The 24,660-nt window shown below is 63.7% G+C and carries 19 protein-coding genes; 7 read left to right on the forward strand and 12 right to left on the reverse strand.

What is annotated here, in order from left to right; translation table 11 throughout:
- Positions 1-33: 33 nt before the first annotated feature.
- A complete protein-coding gene (locus ACW7G0_RS06265; protein ID WP_456988370.1) occupies positions 34-2,409 on the forward strand; it encodes a 3-hydroxyacyl-CoA dehydrogenase/enoyl-CoA hydratase family protein in 2,376 nt (791 codons plus the stop codon).
- 89 nt (positions 2,410-2,498) lie between these two features.
- Positions 2,499-3,701 (forward strand): acetyl-CoA C-acyltransferase, encoded by a 1,203-nt coding sequence (locus ACW7G0_RS06270; protein ID WP_456988372.1) that lies wholly within the window; start codon positions 2,499-2,501, stop codon positions 3,699-3,701.
- Positions 3,702-3,793: 92 nt separating this feature from the next.
- Here ACW7G0_RS06270 and ACW7G0_RS06275 read toward each other — a convergent pair whose 3' ends face one another.
- The 10 genes from ACW7G0_RS06275 to cmk all read right to left on the reverse strand — a co-directional run bounded on the left by ACW7G0_RS06275 (position 3,794) and on the right by cmk (position 13,905).
- A complete protein-coding gene (locus ACW7G0_RS06275; protein ID WP_456988374.1) occupies positions 3,794-4,135 on the reverse strand; it encodes a tRNA-binding protein in 342 nt (113 codons plus the stop codon).
- Positions 4,132-5,418, reverse strand: coding sequence for an NAD(P)/FAD-dependent oxidoreductase (locus tag ACW7G0_RS06280; RefSeq protein ID WP_456988375.1), 1,287 nt, complete (start codon positions 5,416-5,418; stop codon positions 4,132-4,134). Before ACW7G0_RS06280 ends, ACW7G0_RS06275 begins: the two co-directional genes overlap by 4 nt.
- Positions 5,419-5,460: 42 nt before the next feature.
- Positions 5,461-6,360, reverse strand: coding sequence for a UTP--glucose-1-phosphate uridylyltransferase GalU (gene galU / locus ACW7G0_RS06285; protein ID WP_456988377.1), 900 nt, complete (start codon positions 6,358-6,360; stop codon positions 5,461-5,463).
- Positions 6,360-8,273: a polysaccharide biosynthesis protein gene (locus ACW7G0_RS06290; RefSeq protein ID WP_456961431.1), complete on the reverse strand. Its 1,914-nt coding sequence runs from the start codon at positions 8,271-8,273 to the stop codon at positions 6,360-6,362. Before ACW7G0_RS06290 ends, galU begins: the two co-directional genes overlap by 1 nt.
- Positions 8,270-9,256, reverse strand: a complete 987-nt coding sequence (locus ACW7G0_RS06295; RefSeq protein WP_456989467.1) for a lipopolysaccharide biosynthesis protein — start codon at positions 9,254-9,256, stop codon at positions 8,270-8,272. The genes ACW7G0_RS06290 and ACW7G0_RS06295 overlap by 4 nt, the downstream gene beginning before the upstream one ends.
- A gap of 7 nt (positions 9,257-9,263) precedes the next feature.
- The gene (gene lapB, locus ACW7G0_RS06300) at positions 9,264-10,442 is read right to left on the reverse strand and encodes a lipopolysaccharide assembly protein LapB (protein WP_456988379.1); all 1,179 of its coding nucleotides are present in this window, start codon (positions 10,440-10,442) and stop codon (positions 9,264-9,266) included.
- A gap of 3 nt (positions 10,443-10,445) precedes the next feature.
- Entirely contained in the window at positions 10,446-10,712 is a 267-nt protein-coding gene (locus ACW7G0_RS06305; RefSeq protein ID WP_456988381.1) for a lipopolysaccharide assembly protein LapA domain-containing protein, read from the reverse strand.
- 90 nt (positions 10,713-10,802) lie between these two features.
- Positions 10,803-11,105 carry an integration host factor subunit beta gene (locus ACW7G0_RS06310; protein WP_456988382.1) on the reverse strand — a complete coding sequence of 101 codons (303 nt, stop codon included), beginning with the start codon at positions 11,103-11,105 and terminating at the stop codon, positions 10,803-10,805.
- 190 nt (positions 11,106-11,295) lie between these two features.
- Positions 11,296-12,987: a 30S ribosomal protein S1 gene (rpsA, locus tag ACW7G0_RS06315; RefSeq protein WP_456988384.1), complete on the reverse strand. Its 1,692-nt coding sequence runs from the start codon at positions 12,985-12,987 to the stop codon at positions 11,296-11,298.
- Between the two features lie 222 nt (positions 12,988-13,209).
- Positions 13,210-13,905, reverse strand: coding sequence for a (d)CMP kinase (gene cmk / locus ACW7G0_RS06320; protein WP_456988386.1), 696 nt, complete (start codon positions 13,903-13,905; stop codon positions 13,210-13,212).
- A 134-nt stretch (positions 13,906-14,039) separates the two neighbouring features.
- On the opposite strand from cmk, the gene ykgO reads away from it, so the two are divergent.
- The 5 genes from ykgO to ACW7G0_RS06345 all read left to right on the forward strand — a co-directional run bounded on the left by ykgO (position 14,040) and on the right by ACW7G0_RS06345 (position 18,012).
- Complete coding sequence (gene ykgO / locus ACW7G0_RS06325) at positions 14,040-14,165, forward strand: type B 50S ribosomal protein L36 (protein WP_456961425.1); 126 nt, start codon at positions 14,040-14,042, stop codon at positions 14,163-14,165.
- 213 nt (positions 14,166-14,378) lie between these two features.
- A complete protein-coding gene (locus ACW7G0_RS06330; protein ID WP_456989468.1) occupies positions 14,379-14,708 on the forward strand; it encodes a hypothetical protein in 330 nt (109 codons plus the stop codon).
- Positions 14,709-14,734: 26 nt separating this feature from the next.
- Positions 14,735-15,805: an agmatine deiminase family protein gene (locus tag ACW7G0_RS06335; protein ID WP_456988388.1), complete on the forward strand. Its 1,071-nt coding sequence runs from the start codon at positions 14,735-14,737 to the stop codon at positions 15,803-15,805.
- On the forward strand, positions 15,802-16,701 hold the full coding sequence (locus ACW7G0_RS06340) for a carbon-nitrogen hydrolase (protein WP_456988390.1): 900 nt from the start codon (positions 15,802-15,804) through the stop codon (positions 16,699-16,701). Before ACW7G0_RS06335 ends, ACW7G0_RS06340 begins: the two co-directional genes overlap by 4 nt.
- Positions 16,702-16,794: 93 nt before the next feature.
- Positions 16,795-18,012, forward strand: coding sequence for a TraB/GumN family protein (locus tag ACW7G0_RS06345; RefSeq protein ID WP_456989469.1), 1,218 nt, complete (start codon positions 16,795-16,797; stop codon positions 18,010-18,012).
- A 96-nt stretch (positions 18,013-18,108) separates the two neighbouring features.
- Here ACW7G0_RS06345 and ACW7G0_RS06350 read toward each other — a convergent pair whose 3' ends face one another.
- Together ACW7G0_RS06350 and ACW7G0_RS06355 are read right to left on the reverse strand one after the other, a co-directional pair.
- Complete coding sequence (locus ACW7G0_RS06350) at positions 18,109-21,189, reverse strand: efflux RND transporter permease subunit (RefSeq protein ID WP_456988392.1); 3,081 nt, start codon at positions 21,187-21,189, stop codon at positions 18,109-18,111.
- The gene (locus tag ACW7G0_RS06355) at positions 21,186-24,620 is read right to left on the reverse strand and encodes an efflux RND transporter permease subunit (RefSeq protein WP_456989470.1); all 3,435 of its coding nucleotides are present in this window, start codon (positions 24,618-24,620) and stop codon (positions 21,186-21,188) included. The genes ACW7G0_RS06350 and ACW7G0_RS06355 overlap by 4 nt, the downstream gene beginning before the upstream one ends.
- Positions 24,621-24,660 lie beyond the last annotated feature (40 nt).

The raw sequence follows: 24,660 nt of genomic DNA on the forward strand, positions 1-24,660 counted from the left end.
ACAAACATAATATATTCCAAGGAGTTACAGGCTATGTCTAACAAACTACTTGTCCGCCGTGCAGCGGTTCTTGGTGCCGGCGTCATGGGTGCACAGATCGCCGCGCACCTGACCAATGCCGGGGTCGATACGGTGTTGTTCGACCTGCCGGCCAAGGAAGGCGACCCCAACGGGATCGTCACCAAGGCCATCGCCAACCTGGCCAAGCTCAGCCCCGCCCCACTGGCCGACAAGGCGCTCGCCGGCAGGATCGTGGCGGCCAACTACGAGACCGGTCTGAAACACTTGGAGGATTGCGACCTGATCATCGAGGCGATTGCCGAACGAATGGACTGGAAGCAGGACTTGTACAAGAAGATCGCCCCGCACGTACCGGCCCACACCGTCCTGGCCAGCAACACCTCCGGCCTGGGCATCAACAAGCTGGCCGAAGTACTGCCCGAGGAGCTTCGCCACCGCTTCTGCGGCGTGCACTTCTTCAATCCGCCGCGCTACATGCACCTGGCCGAGCTGATCCCGGCTCGCAGCACCGATGCCGCCGTGCTGGAAGGCCTTGAGACGTTCCTGACCACTACCCTGGGCAAGGGCGTGGTGATCGCCAAGGACACCCCGAATTTCATCGGCAACCGCATCGGTGTGTTCTCGATGCTGGCCGCGATGCATCACACCGGGCAGTTCAAACTCGGCTTCGATACCGTCGATGCCCTGACCGGCCCGGCGATCGGCCGGCCGAAGTCCGCGACCTACCGCACCGCGGACGTGGTCGGGCTGGACACCATGGCGCATGTCATCAAGACCATGGCCGACACCCTCCCCGATGACCCATGGCACGACTACTTCAAGGCGCCCCAATGGCTGTCCGGACTGGTCGACAAGGGTGCGCTGGGTGCCAAGACCGGCGCCGGCTTCTACACCAAGCGCGGCAAGGACATCCTGGTACTGGACCTGAAGACCCGGGATTACCGTCCGTCAGCGGCCGAACTCGATCCTGAAGTTGCCGCGTTGTTGAAGGAACGCGACCCGGCGAAGAAATTCGCCGCCCTGCGCGCCAGCGAGCATCCACAGGCGCAATTCCTGTGGGCCTGCTTCCGCGACACCTTCCATTACAGCGCCTTCCACCTGAAGGACATCGCCCAGACCGCGCGAGACGTCGACTTCGCCATGCGCTGGGGGTATGGCTGGTCCGTGGGTCCGTTCGAGAGTTGGCAGGCCGCCGGCTGGAAGCAGGTCGCCGAGTGGATCGCGGCGGACATCGTCGCCGGCAAGACAATGAGCAATGCCACCCTGCCCGACTGGGTGTTCGACGGCCGCGATGGCGTGCATTCGACCGATGGCAGCTACAGCCCCGGACGCGACGCCGTCGTTGCCCGCTCGGCCAATCCCGTATACGCCCGGCAGCGGTTCCCGGACGCGCTGCTGGGTGAGAAGTTCTCGCAAGGCCGCACCGTGTTCGAGAACGAAGGCCTGCGGATGTGGGCCGACGAAGGCGACGACATCGCCGTGCTCAGCTTCAAGACAAAGATGAACACCGTGTCCGACCAGGTTCTGGATGGCCTGCAGGAAGCGGTGTCACGTGCGGAGAAGGACTTCTCCGGGCTGGTGATCTGGCAGGCAAAGGAGCCCTTCTCCGCCGGCGCCGACCTGTCCGGCGCACTGGGCCTCTTGCAGGCCAACGACATCAAGGGCTTCGATGCGATGGTGGCGAACTTCCAGCGCACCAGCCAACGCATCAAGTATTCACTGGTGCCGGTGGTGGCCGCGGTTCGCGGCCTCGCCCTGGGTGGCGGCTGCGAGTTCCAGATGCACGCAGCCCGCACAGTGCTCGGGCTGGAAAGCTATGTCGGACTGGTTGAGGCCGGCGTCGGCCTGCTGCCTGCCGGAGGTGGCCTGAAGGAGCTGGCCGTCCGCGCGTCCGACGCCGCCGGCCCGAACGGCGACGTGTTCGCCGAGCTGAAGACCGTGTTCGAGACCATCGCGATGGCGAAGGTCGCGACCTCGGCAATGGAGGCCAAATCGCTGCAACTGGCCCGCAAGAGCGACGTGGTCGTATTCAACGCCTTCGAGCTGCTGGATGTCGCCAAGTCCCAGGCGCGCGCCCTGGCCGAGTCCGGCTACCGTCCGCCATTACCGGCGCGCAGGATCCAGGTCGCCGGCGACGTCGGCATCGCCACCTTCAAGATGCTGCTGGTGAACATGCTGGAGGGCCGCTTCATCTCCGAGCACGACTACGAGATCGCCACCCGCATCGCCACCGTGATGTGCGGCGGCGAGGTCGAGCGCGGCTCGCTCGTCGATGAGGACTGGTTGCTGAAGCTGGAGCGCGAGCACTTCGTCGCCCTGGCACAGATGCCCAAGACCCAGGCGCGCGTGGCGCACATGCTCAAGACCGGCAAGCCGCTGCGTAACTGAACAATCCATCATCCCTGCGAACGCGGGGATGACGATAAAAAACAATATTCGCCGAATCGTTTTGCCATGACACAGAGGCTGGAAACCAAATGACCAGACAAGTTCAAGACGCCTACATCGTCGCCGCCACCCGCACCCCGGTGGCCAAGGCGCGCGGCGCGTTCCGCAACACGCGTCCCGACGACATGCTCGCCCATGTGCTCAAGGCGGTGATTGCCCAGGCACCGGGGATCGACGTGAACCGCATCGACGACGCCATCATCGGCTGCGCGATGCCCGAAGGCGAGCAAGGCATGAACGTGGCCCGCATCGGCGTACTGCTGGCCGGGTTGCCTGACACCATCGCCGCACAGACCATCAACCGCTTCTGCTCATCGGGCCTGCAGGCGGTCGCGTTGGCAGCCGACCAGATCCGCCTGGGCAACTCCGACCTGATGCTTGCCGGCGGTACCGAGTCGATGACGATGGTGCCGATGATGGGCAACAAGGTGGCGCTCTCACCGAACGTGTTCAAGGACGACCACGTCAACATCGCCTACGGCATGGGCATCACCGCGGAGAAGGTTGCCGAGGAATGGAAGATCAGTCGTGAGGACCAGGACGCGTTCGCCCTCCAGTCACACCTCAAGGCACTGGCTGCGATCGAGGCCGGCGAGTTCACCGACGAGATCAGCCCGCTGGAGGTGATTTCCCACCTGCCCGACCTGGAGCGCAACACCATCCGCGAGAAGAAGGTCCTGGTCGATACCGATGAAGGTCCGCGCATGGGATCCACCATCGAAGGACTGGCCAGGCTGCGTCCGGTGTTCCGCAACGGCCAGTTCGGCGGCAGCGTGACCGCCGGCAACAGTTCGCAGATGTCCGATGGTGCCGGTGCGGTATTGCTTGCCTCGGCGCAGGCAATCAAAGACTACGGATTGACGCCGCTGGCGCGCTTTGTCAGTTTCTCCGTCGCTGGCGTGCGTCCCGAAGTGATGGGCATCGGCCCGATCGCAGCCATTCCCAAGGCGCTCAAGCAAGCCGGTCTGACCCAGGATCAACTGGACTGGATCGAGCTCAACGAAGCCTTTGCCGCGCAGTCGTTGGCGGTGATCCGGGATTGCGGCCTGGACATGGACAAGGTCAATCCATTGGGCGGCGCCATCGCTCTTGGCCATCCACTGGGCGCGACCGGCGCGGTACGCACCGCGACAATCCTGCATGGCATGCGTCGCCGCCAGCAGAAGTACGGCATGGTGACCATGTGCATCGGCACCGGCATGGGCGCGGCGGGTATTTTCGAGTCGCTCTGAACTTGCCGCGGACCGGCAAGACCGCTACCCGCCCGTGATACCTCAACACAAACCAGGGTCGCTACTGCGGTCCTGGTTTTTTGTTGCGCTGCTCAGGCCATTCGGGTGCCGTCCGGAACCGGGCGGTCGACCGTGGTGATTACCACGCCGGTCTCCGTGGGGAATCCCGTCAGCAGGAACTCCGACATGAAAGGTCCGATCTGCCTGGGCGGAAAGTTGAGCACTCCGACGATCTGTTTCCCCAGCAGCGCTTCGGGTTCATAGAGCTCGCGTACCTGCGCGCTGGTCTTACGGATGCCGTGGACGCCGAAATCGACCCAGAGCTTCCAGGCAGGCCTCCGCGCTTCCGGGAATGGCTCGACACGCATCACAGTGCCAACACACAGCATTACCTTCTCGAAGTCGTCCCAGCTTATGGGTTCAACGTCACTCATCGATTGCCCTCGTTTGTTGCTTTCCATCCATCCTTCAGGCCGGCCCACCAGTAACTCAATTGCGCCGCTACCTGACCGGCCGGCTTCCATGCCGGAGCCAGACCGAACTCGTTGAATTCACGCCAGCGCACATCTCGCTGCGCAATCGCCGACGCCACCAGTTCGCCCGCAAACGTGGTCGGGGCCACCCCATGGCCTCCGAACGCCTGGGCGAGCCAGAGACCGTCTTCGGCCAGTCCGATCTGCGGCATCTGATGGCGCGCGTAACTCATCAGGCCGGACCAGGCGTGATCGACCGCCACGCCTCCCAGCTGCGGAAAGACTTTCAACATGTCGCGATACAGCAACCGCTTCACCGCCTCCGGCGAACGGTCCAGCACCGATATCCGCCCGCCCCATAGTAGCCGCGTGTCAGGCAACGGCCGGTAGTAATCAAACGCGAAACGGCTGTCGTAGACCGCCGCGCGGGTCTGCATGATCTCGTCCATGCGCGATCCCAGCGGCTCGGTGGTCATCACGTAAGTGGCGATCGGCATGACAGAGGCATCGACCCTGCGATCCAGACCGGCCAGGTAGCCACCGCAGGCAAGCACGACCTGCTCGGCGTCGACCTGCCCTTCCGGCGTGGTTACCCGCCACCCCGCCCCCTTGCGCTGCAGCGACACCGCCGGACTGCGCTCATGCACGACCAGCCCTGCTTCGACAGCGACGCGGGCCAGGGCGAGGGCGTATTTGAGCGGGTGGAAGTGGAAGGCATTGGCTTCGAACAGGCCATCGCCATAGCGCCGGCTATGAACCAGATTGCGCAGTTCGAATTTCGGCAACCACTGCCAGTCAACGCCATAGTGCTCGGCCAGCAGTTGCTGTCGTGCCCGGAGCACCGAGGGATCGCGGAACCAGTTGGCCCAGATCACCCCGGCCTCGACCACATCGCAATCAATCCGGTGGCGATGAATGCGCTGGCGAATCAACTCCACCGCCTGCATCGTGCCGCCGTACATCGCCTGCGCTCGCCGTGCCCCCACCCGCGCCAACAAGGATGCCTCACCCAGCGAGAACCCCCCGAAGACAAAGCCGCCGTTGCGGCCCGAAGCACCGAAGCCGATCAGGTCGGCTTCGAGCAGCACGACGTCGCCAACGCCACGCTCGACCAGACCGAGCGCGGTATTGAGTCCCGCGAATCCACCGCCGATCACGCATACGCGCGCGTCGCGTGCGCCCTGCAATGCCGGATAACGGGGCGCCAGCGCCGGAAGCGTGGCTTGGTAGTAGGAAAGGGCCATCGCGCCAGTCAGCCGACCGGCGCGTGAAAAGTCAAACGATGACTACTCCAGCTCGGTGACACCCATTTCCTTCAGCGCATCGCTCATCAGTGTCTGGGCGGCGACGCTCAGTTTCTCGTGATCAAGCGCGTAACGGATCGTCGCCCCGATCAGGCCGATATGGGTGCCGCAATCAAAGCGTGTGCCCTGGAAGCGGTAGGCGTTGACGGCCTCATCGACCAGCAACCGCGCGATCGCGTCGGTCAGCTGGATTTCACCGCCCGACCCCGGCGTGGTGGTTTCCAGAAACTCGAAGATGCGCGGGCTCAGGACGTAGCGACCGACCACCGCCAGCGTACTGGGCGCATCAGCCGGCTTGGGCTTTTCGATGATCGCGCGGATGCGTCCCTGACGATCGGAAAAATCCTCCGTCGCCACGATGCCATAGCTGGCGGTCTTTTCGCGCTCCACGTCCTGCACCGCGATCATGTTGGCGCCGGTGGCCTCGGCGGCATCAGCCATCTGCTTGAGTGCGCCCGGGCCGCGGTTCCAGATCAAGTCATCGGGCAGGAGCACCGCAAAGGGCTCGTCACCAATCACGGGCTTGGCGCAAAGCACCGCATGGCCCAGCCCGCGCGCCTCGGTCTGGGTGACGAACACCGCCCGCACTCCCTTGGGCAACGGGTTGCGGACCAGCTCCAGCTGCTCCAGCTTGCCGGCACGTTCAAGCTTTTCCTCAAGCTCGTAAGCCTTGTCGAAGTAATCGGCGACCGCATGCTTGTAGCGGTTGGTGACGAATACCAGCGTGTCGCAGCCCGCCTCGATCGCCTCGTCTACTGCGTACTGGATCAACGGCCGGTCGATGATCGGCAACATCTCTTTTGGAACGGTCTTGGTCGCAGGCAGGAACCGGGTTCCGAGCCCCGCAACCGGGAACACTGCCTTGCGGATACGTTGCGACATCAGACTTTCCTTGCCGTGCGCGAGGGGAACGCCACTACGGTGGAGGGCGCGACCGTGGCTTGTGGATGCAAGCCGATGGATTGGAATTCCGGGACGGTCGAGTGCACCAGTGCATCCAGACGGTCCAGATCGTAGTTTCCGCACGCGTCGCGCAACTGCCTCAGCGCGGCATGGATGTCGGTGGCAACAACAGCACGCGGCTCCGCCTGCAGAATCTTCGGATGCGCGGTGGCGCGGTAGCATTCATCGGCGTGGAACAGCACTTCGTGCAGCTTCTCGCCCGGGCGCAAGCCGGTATACACGATCGATACGTCCCGCCCAGGCTGCTTGCCGGCCAGCCGGATCATCTGCTCGGCCAACAAGCGGATCGGTATCGGCTCACCCATGTCAAGCGTATAGATTGCCTCATGGGTCCCGATCGCCGAGGCTTGCAGGATCAACTGGCAGGCCTCGGGGATGGTCATGAAGTAACGGGTTACCTCGGGATCGGTAACGGTCACCGGCCCACCGCGGCGGATCTGCTCGCGGAACAACGGCACCACGCTGCCGGCGGAGTCGAGCACGTTGCCGAAGCGCACCGTCACGAAACGGGTGCTGCGATGGTCAACCAACGACTGGCACACCATCTCGCCGAGGCGTTTGGTCGCACCGAGGATGTTGCCGGGATCGACCGCCTTGTCGGTGGAGATCAACACGAAAGTCCCGACTTCCTCCCGACGGCAGGCTCGGGCCACCGTTTCGGTGGCGAGCACGTTGTTACGGACTGCTTCGCGCAACTGGGTCTCCAGCAGCGGCACGTGCTTGTATGCGGCCGCATGGAACACGGCCTCCGGTTCGGCAGCCCTCAGTGCGTAATCGATGACGGCCGGATCACCACAATCACCGAGTACGGGGATGTACTCCAGGTCTGGGAAATCCCGCCGCAGGTTGGCCAAAACGGTGATCAGCGCCAACTCGTCCTGCTCCACCAGTGCTATGCGACGCGCACCGTGGCGGGCGCACTGCTTGCACAGCTCCGAACCAACCGAGCCGCCTGCGCCGGTGACCAGCACCGAGCGAGCACCAAGCCAACTCCGGATGGCCTTCCAGTCAGGGAGCACCGGTTGGCGACCAAGCAGATCTTCGATGGCCACTTCCTTCAGTTCACCCGGCAGCGAACGACCCTCAAGGGTGTCGAGCAAACGAGGCACCATCCGAAACGGCAAACCCGAGCGTTCGCAAGACGCCACCACGGCCTGCATGGATTTCGCATCGGCCGATGGCATCGCGATCACCAGCAAGCGTGCGGCGGTCTCGCGGGCGATCTCGGCCACGTCCCCCACCCGGCCCAACACCGGCACGCCCTGCACCTTGGAGCCACGCAGGCGCGAGGCATCGTCCAGGAAACCCACGGGTTGGTAGTTGCCGATGCGTCGCAGGTCGCGAACCAATGCCTCACCGGCACCGCCAGCGCCAAGAATGAGGATCCGTACCGAGGCTCCATGTCCCCGGTCCATCCGGCTGTCTTTCCATGCGCGATACAACAGTCGCGGTGCACCGAGCATGCCCATCAGAACCAATGGGTACAGAACCAGCACGGTCCTCGAAACAAGATTCAGCCGATTGTAGAGAAACAGCCCCAGAACGATTGCGAACAGCCCGAGCGCGCAGGCCTTGAAGATATTCCACAGATCCGGAACGCTGGCGAACCTCCACAGGCCGCGATAGAGGCCTACCTGCCAGAACACCAGCCCCTGGGCGGCCAATACCAACACAATCTCGGTGGACCACCACGCGATCTCGGGCGGATTCGACATCACCCCATAACGCAACCGGTGCAGGCCCTGCCACACCACCCAGACCATCGCGAGGTCGTGCAATACCACCGCTATCCGCGGTGCCGACGACGACCAACGATCCTTCCATGCGCTCATTCACTATCCTTCTTGGTCGGAATCGGGGGCGCCGATTCGATACGTTGCAATAACCACCATGCAAAAGCGGCGGACGCATACCACGCCACGCAACTGCACAACAGGACGATTGTACTGGCTCCAAACATGACGACCACCGCAATAGCTGCAATCGCCGTCCAGCTTGCGTAAGCCACTGTGACAATCACATGACCATCCCGGCGCGCCCACACCTGATAGGCGTGCTGGGTATGCGGGGTCCACCAGCGCTCGCCGCGAAGCATGCGACGCAGCAGGGTAAGTCCAGAGTCGACCAGGAATGCCGACAACGGCAGCAGCAGCCAACCGGCGTGCGTACCGATCCGTGCGACGCCGACTGCGACCAACGCGGCAATCGAGAATCCGATGGCGCCGCTACCCACGTCGCCCAGGAATATCCGGGCGCGGGGAAAATTATACGGCACGAACCCCAGGCACGCGGCGGCGAGCGCCGCGGCCAGCAAGCCCCACACGCCACCGAGCAGCAACGCCACTACGACGGCGAGCAACAGCGCCTGGCTGGCCGCCAAACCGTTGATCCCATCCATGAAGTTCCAGACATTGGTCAGGACCATCACCAGCACCACCGCGGCCAAGCCAAGCCAGGGGTTGCCGGATGTCAGCTGGATGGCGAAGCCGAACAACACCGCTGCCAACCCATGTACAGCAAGTCGCCACCAGGGCGAGAGCGGCCGGTGATCGTCCACCAGACCCACACCGGCCACCAGTACCAGGCCACTGGCGAAAGCCGCCAGCAGGACCCGGTAGGCCGGGTCGCGAAACGCCAATGCAGCCGACGCCACCAGCAACGCTGCCACGATCGCGATGCCACCACCGCGCGGAGTCGCAACATGATGGCTACGCCGCTCGCCGGGATGATCGAGCAGATCACGCTGGACCGCATAGCGGCGCGCCAACCAGGTGCCAGCGGCGGCGACCGAGGCGTGCAGGAACAACCAGGTCAGCACGGTGTCAGACCACAGCGTAGTTCAACAACGGCTTGACCGTGCCCCATTCCTTGCAGCTCGGGCATTGCCAATGATGGCTACGCGCGCCAAAGCCGCAACGATTGCATCGATAGCTGGGGTTGCGTACGAGCAGCTGGTCGGTGATGTGTTTGAGGTCGTGCAAGGTTGCCAGTGGATCCGCACCCTCGGCAATGCTCAGCTCCATCAACGCCGCTTCGCCGCGGACCGAAGGGCGATCTTTCAGTTCTTCGGCCAGGTAGGCGCGCGCGGCAGCCACACCGTCCTGACTCTCGACCATCCGGGTCAGGGCCAGCACCGGGGCGATGCCGCGATAGTGCTCACACATTTCGGCCAGGAACGCACGTGCGCCCGGGCCATCACCCACTCTCTCGTAACACGACAGCAACGCCGGCATGACCTCGGGCAGGTAGTCCGGATCGGTTCGCGCGACTCGCTCGAACGCGCGGATGGCGCCAGCGTCGTTGCCAGCCTCGACCTCCAGCCGGCCCTCGAGCATGCCTGCGCGCACCGAGTTCGCGTCGGCTTGATAGGCACGGGCAACGGCGGCGCGAGCGGCCTGGACGTCGCCGGCGGCACGATGTCGGTCGGCCAGTTCGCATTCAAACTGGGTAATCAACTTGCCCATTGATTCGCCAGTGGCGGACTCGTAACGCTGCGCGTTCTCGATCGCCTTGTCCCAGTCGCGCTCGGACTGATAGATGTTGATGAGGTGACGCAATGCCAGCGGCGCCCGCATGTCGAGGTCCACCAGGTCACTGAAAACGGTCTCGGCCCGGTCCAGCAGGCCCGAACGCATATAGTCCTCGCCCAACGCGAGCAGGGCCTGGACCTTTTGCTGGTCACTCAGGCCCGGACGCTGCACCAGTGCCTGGTGCAGGCGAATCGCACGGTCGACCTCGCCACGACGGCGGAACAGGTGGCCCAGGGCGACCTGGGTCTCAAAAGTTTCCTTGTCCAGCTCCGCGATATGCAGGAACAGCTCGATCGCCTTGTCGGGCTGCTCGTTCAACAAATAGTTGAGTCCGCGAAAATACGTTGTCGAAAGCCGACTGACCTGGCTGCTGCTATGGCGTTCGCCCCCCCGGCGGCCGACCACCCAACCGCTTACCGCCGCAATCGGCAGCAACAGGAAGAACCAGAACCACTCGTTGATGAACTCCACCGGTCAGGTCCCGCCATCCAGTGACGTCGTCACGTCGCGGCCGCGCTCAGCGAGTGCGAGGCGACGGCGCAGCGGCAATATCACGCTGGCGCTCAGGGCAAGCCCACCGATCACCACCCCGAGCAACAGCGCCACGATCAGCGCGATGCCAAGGTTGGCAGGTATGTGGCTGAAACCCACGTCGATACTTACCGGCTGCAAATTGAGCGCTCCCACGATGGCACCCAGTACCAGGCACGCAATTGCGATGAGCAATCGGATCAAACGCATGACAGCCTCCGGTCGGTTCCTGCTTGGCGTACAGCTTAGCTGAACAGCCGCCATGTGTACGCAAGCGCGTGTACAAAAGTACCGCCCGTCCTAGTCGGCCTCTTCCAGCGGCGTGGCGTCGCAAACGCGTTCGCGCAGGTCCTTGCCGGGTTTGAAGTGCGGCACATGCTTGCCCGACAGTGCGACCGATTCACCGGTCTTGGGGTTGCGGCCCATTCGTGGCGCGCGGTAGTGCAGAGAGAAACTTCCGAAACCGCGTACCTCGATGCGCTCACCATCGGCCAGGGAAGCACCCATCATTTCCAGCAATGCCTTCACCGCCAAATCCACGTCTTCACCCTTCAGGTGGCGTTGGCGCTGGGCCAGTATCTCGATTAGCTCTGACTTGGTCATGGGCAATGCGGATGCTCTTGAAGGAACGGTTCCAGACGCGCGGAAATCAGGTCGAAGGCGGTGACGCCATCATCGACGGCACCCCAAACGAAGGACGGCCCGGCCAAGGCCGGGCCGTCCTGGTGGCCAACACCAGCGACAGCGCTGGCGAGGACCCATGCGCTGCCTGGATCAGGCAGCGCAACCGAAATCACTCGGATTTGTTGCTGTTGAGCTGCTCGCGCAGCAGCGCCCCCAACTTGGTGGTGCCGCTGGCCGCATCGGCACTGGCACGGTTGTAGTCGGAAACGGCTTCCTGCATCTCCGCCTCGTCCTTCGCCTTGATCGACAGCTGCATGGTCCGGCCCTTGCGGTCCATACCAATGAAGCGTGCCTCCACATCGTCGCCAACCTTGAGCACCTTGCTGGCATCCTCGACGCGATCCTTGGAGATGTCGCGCGCCGCCACGTAGCCCTCGATGCCGTCGGCCAGTTCGATCGTCGCACCCTTGGCGTCGACTTCCTTGACCTTGCCGGTAACGATGGAACCGCGGGTGTTCGACGCCATGTACTGGCCGAACGGATCCTGCTCCATCTGCTTGACGCCCAGGCTGATGCGCTCGCGCTCCGGGTCGACGGCCAGCACCACCGCTTCCAGGGTGTCGCCCTTCTTGAACTCGCGCACGACATCTTCGCCGGTGGTGTTCCAGCTGATGTCGGACAGGTGGACCAGACCATCGATACCGCCGTCCAGGCCGATGAAGATGCCGAAGTCGGTGATCGACTTGATCTGGCCTTCGACCTTGTCGCCCTTCTTGTGCAGGACCGCGAAGGTCTCCCACGGGTTGGACGACACCTGCTTCATGCCCAGCGAGATGCGGCGACGCTCCTCGTCCACGTCCAGCACCATGACCTGCACGTCGTCACCGACCTGCACGATCTTGGACGGGTTGACGTTCTTGTTGGTCCAGTCCATCTCGGACACGTGGACCAGGCCTTCCACGCCCGGCTCGATCTCGACGAACGCGCCGTAATCGGTGACGTTGGAGACCTTGCCGAACACGCGGGTGTCGGCCGGGTAGCGGCGCGCGATGTTGTCCCACGGATCCTCGCCCAGCTGCTTGAGGCCGAGGCTGACGCGGTTGCGCTCCTTGTCGTACTTGAGCACGCGCACATCCAGCTCGGCGCCCACTTCCACCACTTCGGACGGATGGCGCACGCGCTTCCAGGCCATGTCGGTGATGTGCAGCAGGCCGTCGATACCGCCCAGGTCCACGAACGCGCCGTAGTCGGTGAGGTTCTTGACCACACCCTTCAGGATCGCGCCCTCGACCAGCTTCTCCATCAACTGCTCGCGCTCTTCCGAGTGCTCGCTCTCGACCACCGCGCGGCGGGAGACGACGATGTTGTTGCGCTTGCGGTCCAGCTTGATCAGCTTGAACTCGAGTTCCTTGCCTTCCAGGTAGGTCGAGTCGCGCACCGGGCGCACGTCGACCAGCGAACCGGGCAGGAAGCCGCGGACATCCTTGATGTCGACGGTGAAACCACCCTTGACCTTGCCGCTGATGCGGCCGGTGATGGTCTCGTTCTTCTCGAGCGCTTCCTCAAGCTCGTCCCACACCATCGCGCGCTTGGCTTTCTCGCGCGACAGCACGGTCTCGCCAAAGCCATTCTCGATGGCATCCAGGGCGACTTTTACCTGGTCGCCCACGGCGACGTCGATCTCGCCGTCGTCGTTACGGAACTGTTCGATCGGCACGATGCCTTCGGACTTCAGGCCGGCATTGATGACTACCACGTCGGTACGAACTTCGACGACGGTGCCAACCACGATGGAGCCAGGCTTCAGCTTCGCGAGGAATTGCTCGCTTTGTTCGAACAGTTCTGCAAATGATTCGGTCATTGGAAAATATCCGATTGAACACACGGGCCGCACCGGCTGGCATCGTTTCCCGCAGAGGCAAACGCAAGCAGCACGTGGTCGACCCACCCGTTGATGTGGTGCGATGGAGTGCACCATGTGTCGGTTGGTTGATCCGCCGCGGGATTGCGACGGGTAGAGTTGAAACAAGTAAATCCGGGACAGGTAAATCTGGAACAGGTAAATTTGAAGCGATGATCCCTGCTACGCGGTCATCAGGCCCAGGACATGCTCGACAACCTCATCGATGCCGATTCCGGTGGTGTCGACGGTCACGGCGTCATCGGCCGGTCGCAGCGGCGCCACCGCACGACTCGCGTCACGGGCGTCACGGGCCAAAATCTCCCGTAGCAGACCGCTTAAGGTAACGGAAACCCCCTTGTCATTCAACTGCTTATAGCGCCGGCCCGCCCTCTCCTCGGCACTGGCAGTAAGGAACACCTTGTGGGCGGCGTCGGGGAAGATGACGGTGCCCATGTCGCGGCCGTCTGCGACCAGTCCCGGGGGCTGCCGGAACGCGCGCTGGCGATCCTTCAACGACGCACGCACCGCGGGAATGGCGGCAATCGCGGACGCGGCGGCCCCCGCGGTTTCGGTGCGCAGCTCGTGGGTGGCGTCGGTACCGTTCACCCATACCTGCAACTCCCCATCAACCTCGCGAAAGCCGATATCGGTGTCAAAGGTACAGCGCACCAGCGCGGACGGATCCGACAGGTCGATGTCGCCCCAGCCGGCGGCAACGCCGATGGCGCGATACAGCGCGCCGGAGTCGAGATAGTGCCAGCCAAGCCGGCGCGCGACCAGGCGACTGATGGTGCCCTTGCCCGATCCGGAGGGGCCGTCGATGGTCAGCACCGGCGATGCGGGGGGGGCATTTGCGATGGAGGGTGTTTTGGTCATGCCCTATTATGCGTGGATGCAAGCGTTCTCCGGCACCTGTCGGATAAAAGCGCCCTACCCCCTTGATCCGCCACGCAAAGACCCGCTAGAATTGCCGGCTTACTCGTTTATCCATCCGTTGCCTGAGGTTTGTCATGAAGATCGTGAACTCCCTGAAGTCGGCGAAGACCCGTCACCGCGACTGCAAAGTCGTTCGCCGTCGTGGCAAGGTCTTCGTGATCTGCAAGTCGAACCCGCGTTTCAAGGCGCGTCAGCGCTGATTCTGCGGGCGCGTCTGCGCTTGGTCGAGAAAGCCGCCTCCGGGCGGCTTTCTTGCATTGGGCTTTCCCCAGCTGGAGTGGCTTGTTGAAGCCGGGCGTGTTGAAGCCGGCCGCCTTGAAGCCGGCGTCGTCGATCCGTGACGTGTGCTGCCAGTTGCGGCGGGCTTGCGCTTACAATCCAAGCCTTCTTGCATGGGGGATGGGGACATGATGATGAAGACCGGCGTTATCGCACTTTCGTTGCTCGCATTATTGACCTTGGGCAGTACCGCTTCGGCAGAAACCTTGCTGATCGAGCGCGTCCAGCAGCAAAACCCGGCGACCGTGCCGGCCCGTGGTCAAAGCATGGGACAGGTCGAGGCCCGCTTCGGAGCCCCCGCGCAACGGCTGGACCCACGTGGCGGGCAAAAGCAGCAATGGCCGACCATCAACCGCTGGGCCTACCCCGCCTTTACCGTCTACTTTGAGAACAACCGCGTGATCAACGTGGTTGCCAACCAGGCCGACGCCAGCGAGATCGGCCCGAAGCCGGCGATCTTGTGACCGCTCAATATGAACCGACATGATCGATGACTGATTTATTGCGCTTTCCTGCCGAGTGGGAGCCCCAATCGGCGATCCTGATCGCCTGGCCGCACGCAGGTACTGACTGGGCCGAGCGTCTGGGCGACGTCGAAGAGACGTATATCGCCCTGGTCGCGGCAATCACCCGCTTCCAGCCGGTGCTTGTCTGCGTCGCCGATGATGATGTCGAAGCCTATGCGCGCGCCCGGCTGGCCTCGGCACGGGTCGAGATGGAGCGGGTCAGGTTCATCGCCGTTGCCTACGACGACACCTGGCTACGCGATTCCGGCCCCATCACCCTGGTGACAACCGACGGCTACCGGCTGCTGGATTTCCGCTTCACCGGTTGGGGCGGAAAATTCCAGGCCAGCCGCGACGACCGCTTGGTGGAAGCCCTGAGTGACCTCGGAGTCTTCATTGACAGTTCCCGGCAAGCGATTGATTTTGCACTTGAAGGTGGCGCCATTGAAACCGATGGTGCAGGCACGCTTCTTACCACGTGGACGTGCTTGAGCGAACGCCACCCGGATGCGTCCAGGACCGCGCTGGAGCAACAACTGGCTGGCTGGCTGCAGCAGGACCGGGTGTTGTGGCTGGATCACGGCTATCTGGAGGGTGACGACACCGACGCCCACATCGACACTCTCGCCCGCTTCGCCGCGACCGATGCCATCGTTTACCAGGCCTGCGACGACCCGGATGACTCCCATTTCGCCGAACTGCAAGCGATGGGCACTGAGCTGTCGGCCTTGCGCACCCGCAGCGGCCAGCCTTACCGGCTTTTTCCGCTGCCATGGCCCAGGCCAGTGGTTGACGGCGGACGTCGTCTGGCCGCCAGTTACGCCAACTTCCTGGTGATCAACGGCGCGGTTCTGATGCCCGCCTACGATGACATCGCCGATACGGCCGCCGCGGCAGTATTGTCGAAGGCATTCCCGGGCCGTGAAATCGTACAGGTCCCGTGTCGCTCGCTGATCTGGCAGAACGGCAGCTTGCACTGCATCACCATGCAGCTGCCGGCGGGGCTGGTTCCACCTGCTGTCCGGCAGCGATCCCAGCCAATGGAATCATCATGAGCAACAAGACCCTTCCCGTCGCGCTGATCCAGGAGCGCGCCATCATCGACCAGGGCGCCGGCAACGCCGACGCCAACCTGGGGTTGATTGAACAGCGCGTGGCTGAGGCTGCCAGGCAGGGTGCGAAGTTGGTCCTGCTGCAGGAGATCCACAACGGCGCCTATTTCTGCCAGCACGAGTCGGTCGACGAGTTCGATCTTGCCGAGCCGATCCCGGGTCCCAGCACCGAGCGCCTCGGGAAACTGGCACGGCAGCACGGCGTGGTGCTGGTCAGTTCATTGTTCGAGCGTCGCGCGGCGGGGCTTTACCACAACACCGCCGTGGTGCTTGAGGCCGACGGCAGTATCGCCGGCAAATATCGCAAGATGCATATCCCGGACGACCCGGGGTTCTACGAGAAGTTTTACTTCACCCCGGGCGACCTGGGTTTCGAGCCGATCGATACCTCGGTGGGTCGTCTCGGTGTGCTGGTGTGCTGGGATCAGTGGTACCCGGAAGCGGCACGGTTGATGGCATTGGCGGGCGCCGAGCTGCTGCTGTATCCGACCGCTATCGGCTTTGACCCCGACGACGACCAGGCCGAAAAAGATCGTCAGCGCGATGCCTGGATCATCAGCCACCGCGGTCATGCGGTCGCCAACGGCCTGCCGGTGCTGAGCTGCAACCGCGTCGGCCACGAGCCTTCGCCACTGGGGGCGTCGGGAGTGGACTTCTGGGGCAACAGCCACGTGCTGGGCCCACAGGGAGAGTTCCTCGCCGAGGCTGGCAGTGACCCGGAAATCCTCATGGCCGAAGTCGACATGCAACGCAGCGAGGACGTCCGGCGGATCTGGCCGTTCCTGCGTGATCGCCGCATCGATGCCTATGGCGACTTGCTCAAGCGCTACCGGGATTGAACCTTCGCCGGCGCAGTGCGTCCAACCCGGCACAGTGCCACCGTCACATCCCCCCTTGCTCCAACTGGTTGCCGCTTGATGATTGAGACCACCGTGGACGACATTACCCCGGACTTCCTGCGCGGGCAGCCACATCAAGTCGTCGAGCGCGACGGCGTGCGCTACACCCTGCTTGGCACCGCCCACGTATCGCGGGCCAGCGTTGAAGCGGTTGCCGCCGCGATCGCCAGCGGCCACTACGATGCAGTCGCGGTCGAACTGGACGCCCCCCGCCTCAATGCCCTTACTGATGCGGACTCGATGGCCAAGCTTGACCTGGTCCAGGTGATCCGTTCCGGCAAGACCGCGATGTTTGCCGCCAACCTGGCCTTGTCCGCCTACCAACGCCGGCTCGCCGAGCAACTGGGCGTGGAACCCGGCGCCGAACTCAAGCGCGCGGTGCTGGAAGCCCGGGCACGCGAATTGCCCGTGCACCTGATTGATCGCGACGTCGGCCTGACCTTCAAGCGCGCCTCGTCCCGGCTCGGGTTCTGGGGCCGCGCGAAGCTGGGCGGCGGGTTGTTGGTCAGCCTGCTTGCCGATGACGAGGTCGGCAGCGAGGAGATCGAGAAACTCAAGCAGGGCGACATGCTGGAGGCGAGCTTCAATGAGTTCGCCAGCGAAAGCCCGGCCGTCTACGAGACAGTGATTGCCGAACGCGATCGCTATATGGCGGCGCGCTTGCGCGCGATCCGTCAGGACACCAACAACGACGGCTCACGCGAGGTGCTGGCGGTGGTCGGCGCCGGTCATTTGCAGGGGCTGGCCCGGCACCTGCGCGAGGAGACCGCCGCACCGACCGCGATCCGCGAGGAGCTGGAGTCCCTTCCGAAGAAGAGCGGAATCCCGTGGGTCAGTATCGTGGTGAGTGCCATCGTGATCGGCGGCTTCGCCTGGGGCTTCTCGCAGGGTGGCCTGGATGTCGGCTCGGAGTTGCTGCTGCAATGGGTGCTGGCGACCGGCTTGCTGGGCGCGGCAGGTTGCGCGATCGCCGGCGGGCACCCGTTGAGCATCCTGGTCGCATTCCTGGTGTCCCCGATTACCCCATTGCACCCCGCGCTGGGGTCGGGAATGCTCAGCGCGTTGACCGAGGCCACGCTGCGCAAGCCGACTTACGCCGATTTCATGGCCTTGCGCGCGGACGTGCAGACCATGCGTGGCTGGTGGCGCAACCGGGTGGCACGGATACTGCTGAACTTCTTCCTGACCAGCATGGGCACGGCGATTGGCGTATGGGTCGGCGGGCTGAAAATACTCAGCACCGTGTTCTGATACGGCGCCGTCATATCCCGTTCGGGTCGCGCCCTTGTCGTGGCGACCGGGATACAACTTGCCGGCCAGACGGACCGGCAACGTTGCCCAAACCCGTCAGGCTTCGTTGAGCCCACCCGCCAGCGGCGCAGGCGTGGCTCCCCTTGCCTTGCGTACGATCCTGACCGTCCCGTTACGCAGGTCATCCAGCAGCGCATAGATGGTCGGCAGGAACAGCAGGCTGACCACAGTCGAGAACGCCAGACCGCCGGCAACCGCGCGCGCCATCGGGAAGTAGGTCAACCCGCCCAACACCTGGGTCTCGCTCAGCGCAATCGGCACCATCGCCAGGATCGCCGTGCCCATCGTCATCAGGATCGGCCGCAGGCGCTCGCGACTGCCTTCGACCAGGGCATCGGTGCGACACAGGCCGCGGCGGCGCAGGTTGTTGATGTGCTCGATCATCACGATCCCGTTGTTCACCACCACGCCCATCAACACCAGGATGCCGATAAACGCCATCACCGAGAACGTCGTGCCGGTGATCCAGAACAGCCAGAACACGCCGAACACCGAGAACAGCACACAGCTCAATATGGCGGTGGGAAACAACAGCGACTCGAACACCGCCGCCATCACCACGTAGATCATCACCAGTGCGATAACCAGGTTGAACATCATCTGGTTCTGGGCCTTGGAATCGCGCTGGAAGGCACTGCCCTCGAAGCTGTAGCCATAACCCGGCGGGAACGCAACGCCGTCCAGGGTCTGCTCCATCACCTCACGGGCGCGCGGCACGGTGGCGTCATTGGCCAGGTTGGCCTGGATGGTCAACCGGGTCTGCCGGTTGGTCCTGCGGATATCGGTCGCCGCCTCCTGCACGTTGACATCGACCATCGCCATCAGCGGCACGGTACGACCATCGGGGGCGCGCACGGTGAACGCCGCGATGTCCTCCATTCCGTAGTTGTCGGCGCCCTGGAAGCGCACCCATACCGGGATCTCGGTCTGGTCACGCTTGAAGTCGCGCAACTGTGCGCCGCGCAATGCCAATGACACGAAGCGGGAAACGTCCTGGGTGCTGAAACCGAACGCCGCGGCACGTTCGCGATCAACGCGCACAGTCAACTCGTTGTTCTGGTCGCCGCTGTCGACGCGCACGTCGCGCAGCTCCGGATTGCGGGCGAGGATCGGCACGACATCCTCGGCCAGGTTCTCCAATATCTTGGTCGAGTCACCCACCAGGTGCACTTCGATATTGCCCGCGCCCCCGCCGTCACCGCGGCTGCGGCCGACACCCAGTTTCGCGCGCGCCGACTTTGGCAACTCCTTGCTGATGATCTCGCCCAGCTTGGATGGATCCTCGACCGAGTCGTCGAACGACACCTCGGTCTCGGCCCAGCCCTGCTCCCGATACTGCGAATACACCTGGACGATATGGAAGCGCTCACGGTTCTCGTTCAGGTATTGCTCGACACGTCGGACTTCTTCGCCCATCTGCTCCTTGGTGTAGCTGCCTTGCCACTTGTAGAAGATCTCGACCTCCTTGCCGTCATCACTACCGAACATCTCGATCTTGGTCTGGGTCATCGGCACTATGCTGACGGCAATGATCAACACGATCCCGAACACGCTCCAGCCGCGATGGTCCAGGGTCCACCGCAGCAAACGTGCATAGCGCTTCTGCAGCCGATGGATGATTCCGCCTTCGTTGCTTACTGCCGGCGGCGTCTTCATCCGCGCCGACAGCATCGGGATCAGGCTGACGGCCACCAGCCATGACGCCAGCAGCGACACCGATATGGTGATCGCAATCTGCGACATGAAAATGCTGATGTCATTGGTCTCGCCAAACAGGTTGGGGACGAACACGATGCAGTGGCACAACGTGCCCGCCGACAACGCGATGGCGACGTTGCGGGTACCGACGATCGAGGCCTGCACCGGCTGTCCGGGGAGTTTCTCCCGCTCCTGGTAGATGCTTTCCACCACCACTACCGCATTGTCCACCAGCATTCCGACCGCCAGCAGCAAGCCCATCAGCGACAACACATTGAGGGTGACGCCGGCGAAATACATGAAGCCCAGTGTCATCACGAAGCAGATCGGGATCGCCAGGGTCACCATCAATGTCGACGGCCAGTGGCGCAGGAAGAAGTACAGCACCGCGATAGACAGCAGCAAGCCGATACCACCGGCTTCGGCCAGCTCCAGCAGCGAACTGGTGACCTCCTTGCCCTGGTTGTCGTCGACCTTGATCTCGATACCGCTCAATGCCGGCTGCTGGCGGATCCGTTCCAGTTCCTCCAGCGCGCGCCGGGAAACATCCACCAGGTTGGCCTCACGCTCCTTGAAGATGTCCAGGGTCACCGAGGGGCGCCCATCGAGCTGGCGCGCGCCGGTGACGCGCTCGGGCTTGATGCGGATTTCGGCGATATCACCCAATCGCACCCCGGCGTCGTTGATCACCAACTGGCGGAACTCGTCCAGGTCGGTCAGCTCACCGACCGGCTGCACCCGCAGGCGTCGCCCTTCCACCTCGATCTCGCCCGCCGCCATGGAGAAGTTCAACGATTGCAGGCGCGGGGTCAGCTCGTTGAGGCTGAGCCCGTGGGCCGTCAACCGGTCGGGGTCGATGGCGATTTCGATCTCGTTGGCCGGCGCGCCGCCGATCTCGACATTGGCGATGCCGTCGACGCGTTCCAGCGGACGCTGGAACTCGCGCTCGATCAGGTCGTACGCCTGGCTCAGGTCGGTGTCGCCGGCCAGGTGGATCTCAAGTATCGGATCATCACTGCTGGACCAGTTACCGACGAAATAGCGTTGCAGGTCGTCGGGCAACTCGTCGCGGATGGCATCCAGTCGCTCGCGCGCCTCCGACGCGGCAATCTGCACATCGGTGTCCCAGTCCGAGTACATCACCTGCAGCCTTGCACCATCCGAGGTCGCCGTGCCACGCAGGCTTTCCAGCCCACTCATCGTGGACAACGCTTCCTCGGCCGGGCGCAGCACCGTGCGTTCCACCTCTTCGGGCGTCGAACCCGGGTACGGCAAGTTAACGAACACGGCCGGGAACGAGATCGCGGGCAGCGCTTCCAGGGGCAACCGTACCGCCGCGATCAGGCCAATCACCACCATCGACACGAACAGCATCATCGTGGTGACCGGGCGCCTGAGACTCATCTCGGAGATGTTCACCCCAGCGACTCCGGGTGGGGCTCAGTGCGGTGCGCGCGAGTGCGGTAATACTGGTCCGGACGCCGATCCAACAGGTCGTACACCACCGGAATCACCACCAGCGTCAACAGCGTGGACACCAGCAAGCCGCCAATGACGGTGATGGCCATCGGTGAGCGCACCTCGGCACCTTCGCCAAACGCCAGCGCCAGCGGCAGGAAGCCGAACAGCGTGCACATCGTGGTCATCACGATGGGCCGCAACCGGGAGCGGGCGCCCTCCACCAATGCCTCGTGTTTGGCCACGCCCGCTTCGCGCAACTGGTTGACCTTGTCGATCAGGATGATCGCGTTCTTGGTCACCAGCCCCACCATCAGGATCAATCCGATGAAGACCACGATCGACACCGGTGAGCGGGTCAGGAACAGCGCCAGGATCGCACCCACCATCGCCAACGGAATGGTGAACAGGATCACGAACGGGTGCAGCAACGATTCAAACTGCGATGCCATCACCAGGTACACCAGGAAGATCGCCAGCCCGAACGCCAGGCTCAGGGAGCGAATCGAGCTGGACAGTTCCTCGCCCTGGCCGCCGATATGCATCTGGACTCCGGCGCCCAGCGGGTTCTGCTCGACCATCTGCTGTACCTCGGCCACGGCGCTGCCCAGGTCGATATCGCGCAGGTTGGCCGACACGATCGCGACCCGCACCTGGTCGGCACGATGGATCTCGCTGGGACCGGTGGTCGCAACCACATCCGCGACCGACGCCAGCCGTACCGGTGCGGCACCGCCCGGGTTGACGATCAGTCGGCGAATATCCTCCACCGAGCCACGATCGGTCTCCTCCACGCGTACCAGCACGTCGATCTTGCGGTCGCGGAAGCTGTAACGGGTCGCCACCTCGCCGCGCACCTTAGCGACCACCGCGTCGGCGATCTGCCGGGTGGTCAGCCCGAAGGCGGCCGCGCGCTCCTGGTCGAAGTGGATCTGGATCTCCGGGAAACCCTGCTCGACCGTGGAGCTGACGTCGGCGTAATGCGGACTGGCCCGCAGCATCGCCGCCATTTCCTGGCCGGCGCTCTTGATGGAATCCAGGTCGCCACCGCGCAATTCGATCTCCAGCGGCATCGAGAAACTGAACAACTGTGGCCGGCTGAAATCCGCCGTCGCGCTGGGGTGTGACTGCATCGTCTTGCGCAGTTGTTCCGTGGTCGCCGCCTCGATTTCCTCGCTGCCACCATCGCTCATCACGATGCTCAGCTTGCCGATGTTCTCCCCACTCTCCGCCGGACTCGCGTCCAGCCGCGTGCCGCTGCCACTGACCGCATACATGGTGCGGATCCCCGGCGCGTCGGCATTTTTTTCCTGCAGCTCGCTCACCAACGCATCGGTCTCGCGCAATGGTGTGCCCGGCGGCAGCTTGACGGTCATCTCGAAGCGGTCCTGGGCCAGTTGCGGGATCAGATCGGCACCCAGCAACGGCACCAGCAGCAGCGACAGCACGAACACCGTCGCCGCCGCTCCCAGCACCACCAGCGGCCGCGCCAATGCCGCCGGCAACAGCCTCAGGTAACCGCGCTCGGCACGGTCGTAGGGCTTCATCGCCAGGTCGCTGGCCTTGCGCATCACCGGGCCGACCACGGCCGAGAGCCCACGCCACAAACGCACCGCCACCCACGCCAGTCCGAAAAAGCCGCCGCGTACACCGGCGCCGACGCCACGCTCGGCCATGGCCAAGGGCTTCGCCAACCGGGACTCCGGCTTCCACTGCGGGTGCGCCGCCTCTTCCGGGAAAGCCAGCGGCGGCCGTCCCTTGAGCGCACTGAGCATCGGGATCAGCGTCATGGACACCGCCAGCGAGATCGCAATCGCAATGGTCACGGTCAACGCCTGGTCACGGAACAGCTGACCAGCGATACCTTCCACGAACACCAGCGGCAGGAACACCGCAATCGTGGTCAAGGTGGACGCGACCACCGCCATGCTGACCTCACCGGTGCCCTTGATCGCTGCTTCCAGGATGCCCAACCCGCGTTCGCGTGCCTTGGCGATCGATTCCAGCACCACGATCGAGTCATCCACCACCAGACCGGTCGCCAGCGCCAGCCCACCCAGTGACATCACGTTGAGGCTCAGGTCCAGTCGCCCCATGAAGAAGAAGGTGGTGATGATCGACACCGGCAACGACAACCCGATCACGAACGTGCTCCAGCCATCGCGCAGGAACAGGAAGATGATCAGGATCGCCAGCAAGCCGCCGATCACCGCATCCTTCTTGACGTCACTGATGGCGTGGCGGATGAACGTCGATTGGTCCTCGATAACGGTCAGACCGATATCGGGCGGGATCTGCTCCTGGATCAGTACCAGTTGCTTGTGCACGGCATCGGCGGTGGCCACCGTATTGGCATCGCCTTCCTTGTAGATCGCCAGCTCGACGGCTTCCTTGCCATCCACGCGGATGATCGACTCGCGCTCCTTGTGGCCCTGGGTGACCTCGGCGATGTCCTTGAGCCGGACCGCCTTGCCCCCGGCAATCGCGCCGGAGCTGCCAGACGACGCACTCTGCACGGAAGCCGCCGCCGCCATCGCATCGGCGGATCCTGACGCCGCTGCGACTCGCGCCATCTGTGCGGCCGCGTCCTGCGCCGCGTTGTCGCCACCGGTGCTGGTGGTCACCAGCATGTTGCCGATTTCCTCGACGCTGGCGAACTGGTTGACCGTACGTACCAGATAACGCTGGCTGCCCTGCTCCAGCCGGCCGCCAGAGATATTGATGTTCTCCTGGCCCAGTCGCTGGATCACCGTCTCGATGGGCAGGTTCAACTGGGCCAGCTTCTGCTGGTCGATCAGCACATGGATCTCATCCTCCAGGCCGCCGCCGACCTTGACCGCGGCAACGCCCACCACCGGCTCGAGTTTCTTCTTCAGGTCTTCTTCGGCATAGCGACGCAGCACCGACAGGTGGCGAAGGCTGTCGTCGTCGGCCGTGGTGGACAGCGCCAGCCGGATAACAGGCTCGGTAGAGGGATTGAAGCGCAGCAGTATTGGCGGCTTGGCTTCCAATGGCAGCTGCAAGGCCTCCATCTTGTCGCGCACTTCCAGCCCGGCCTGGTCCATGTCGGTGCCCCAGGCAAACTCCAGCACCACATCGCTCTGGCCGGTGCGCGAGACTGACTTGAGCTTGCGCAGGCCCTTGACGACGCCGACCGCCTCCTCAACCGGTTCGGTGATGAGGGTCTCGATCTCGGTGGGCGCCGCACCGACGTACTCGGTGCGCACGGTCAGGGTCGGATAGCTCAGGTCGGGCAGCAGGTTGACCTTCAGGTTGCCCAGCGCGATCAACCCGAACAGAAGGAAGGTGATGGTGACCATCGCCACGGTGACCCGGCGACGAGTGGAAAACTCGACCAGACTGAAACCGGCGGAACGATGCGGGTCGGGCATCGGGCGGGAAGGATTGTTGATGTCGTCGCTCACGTTCGGC

It is taken from the genome of Lysobacter sp. A286 (assembly GCF_054052105.1).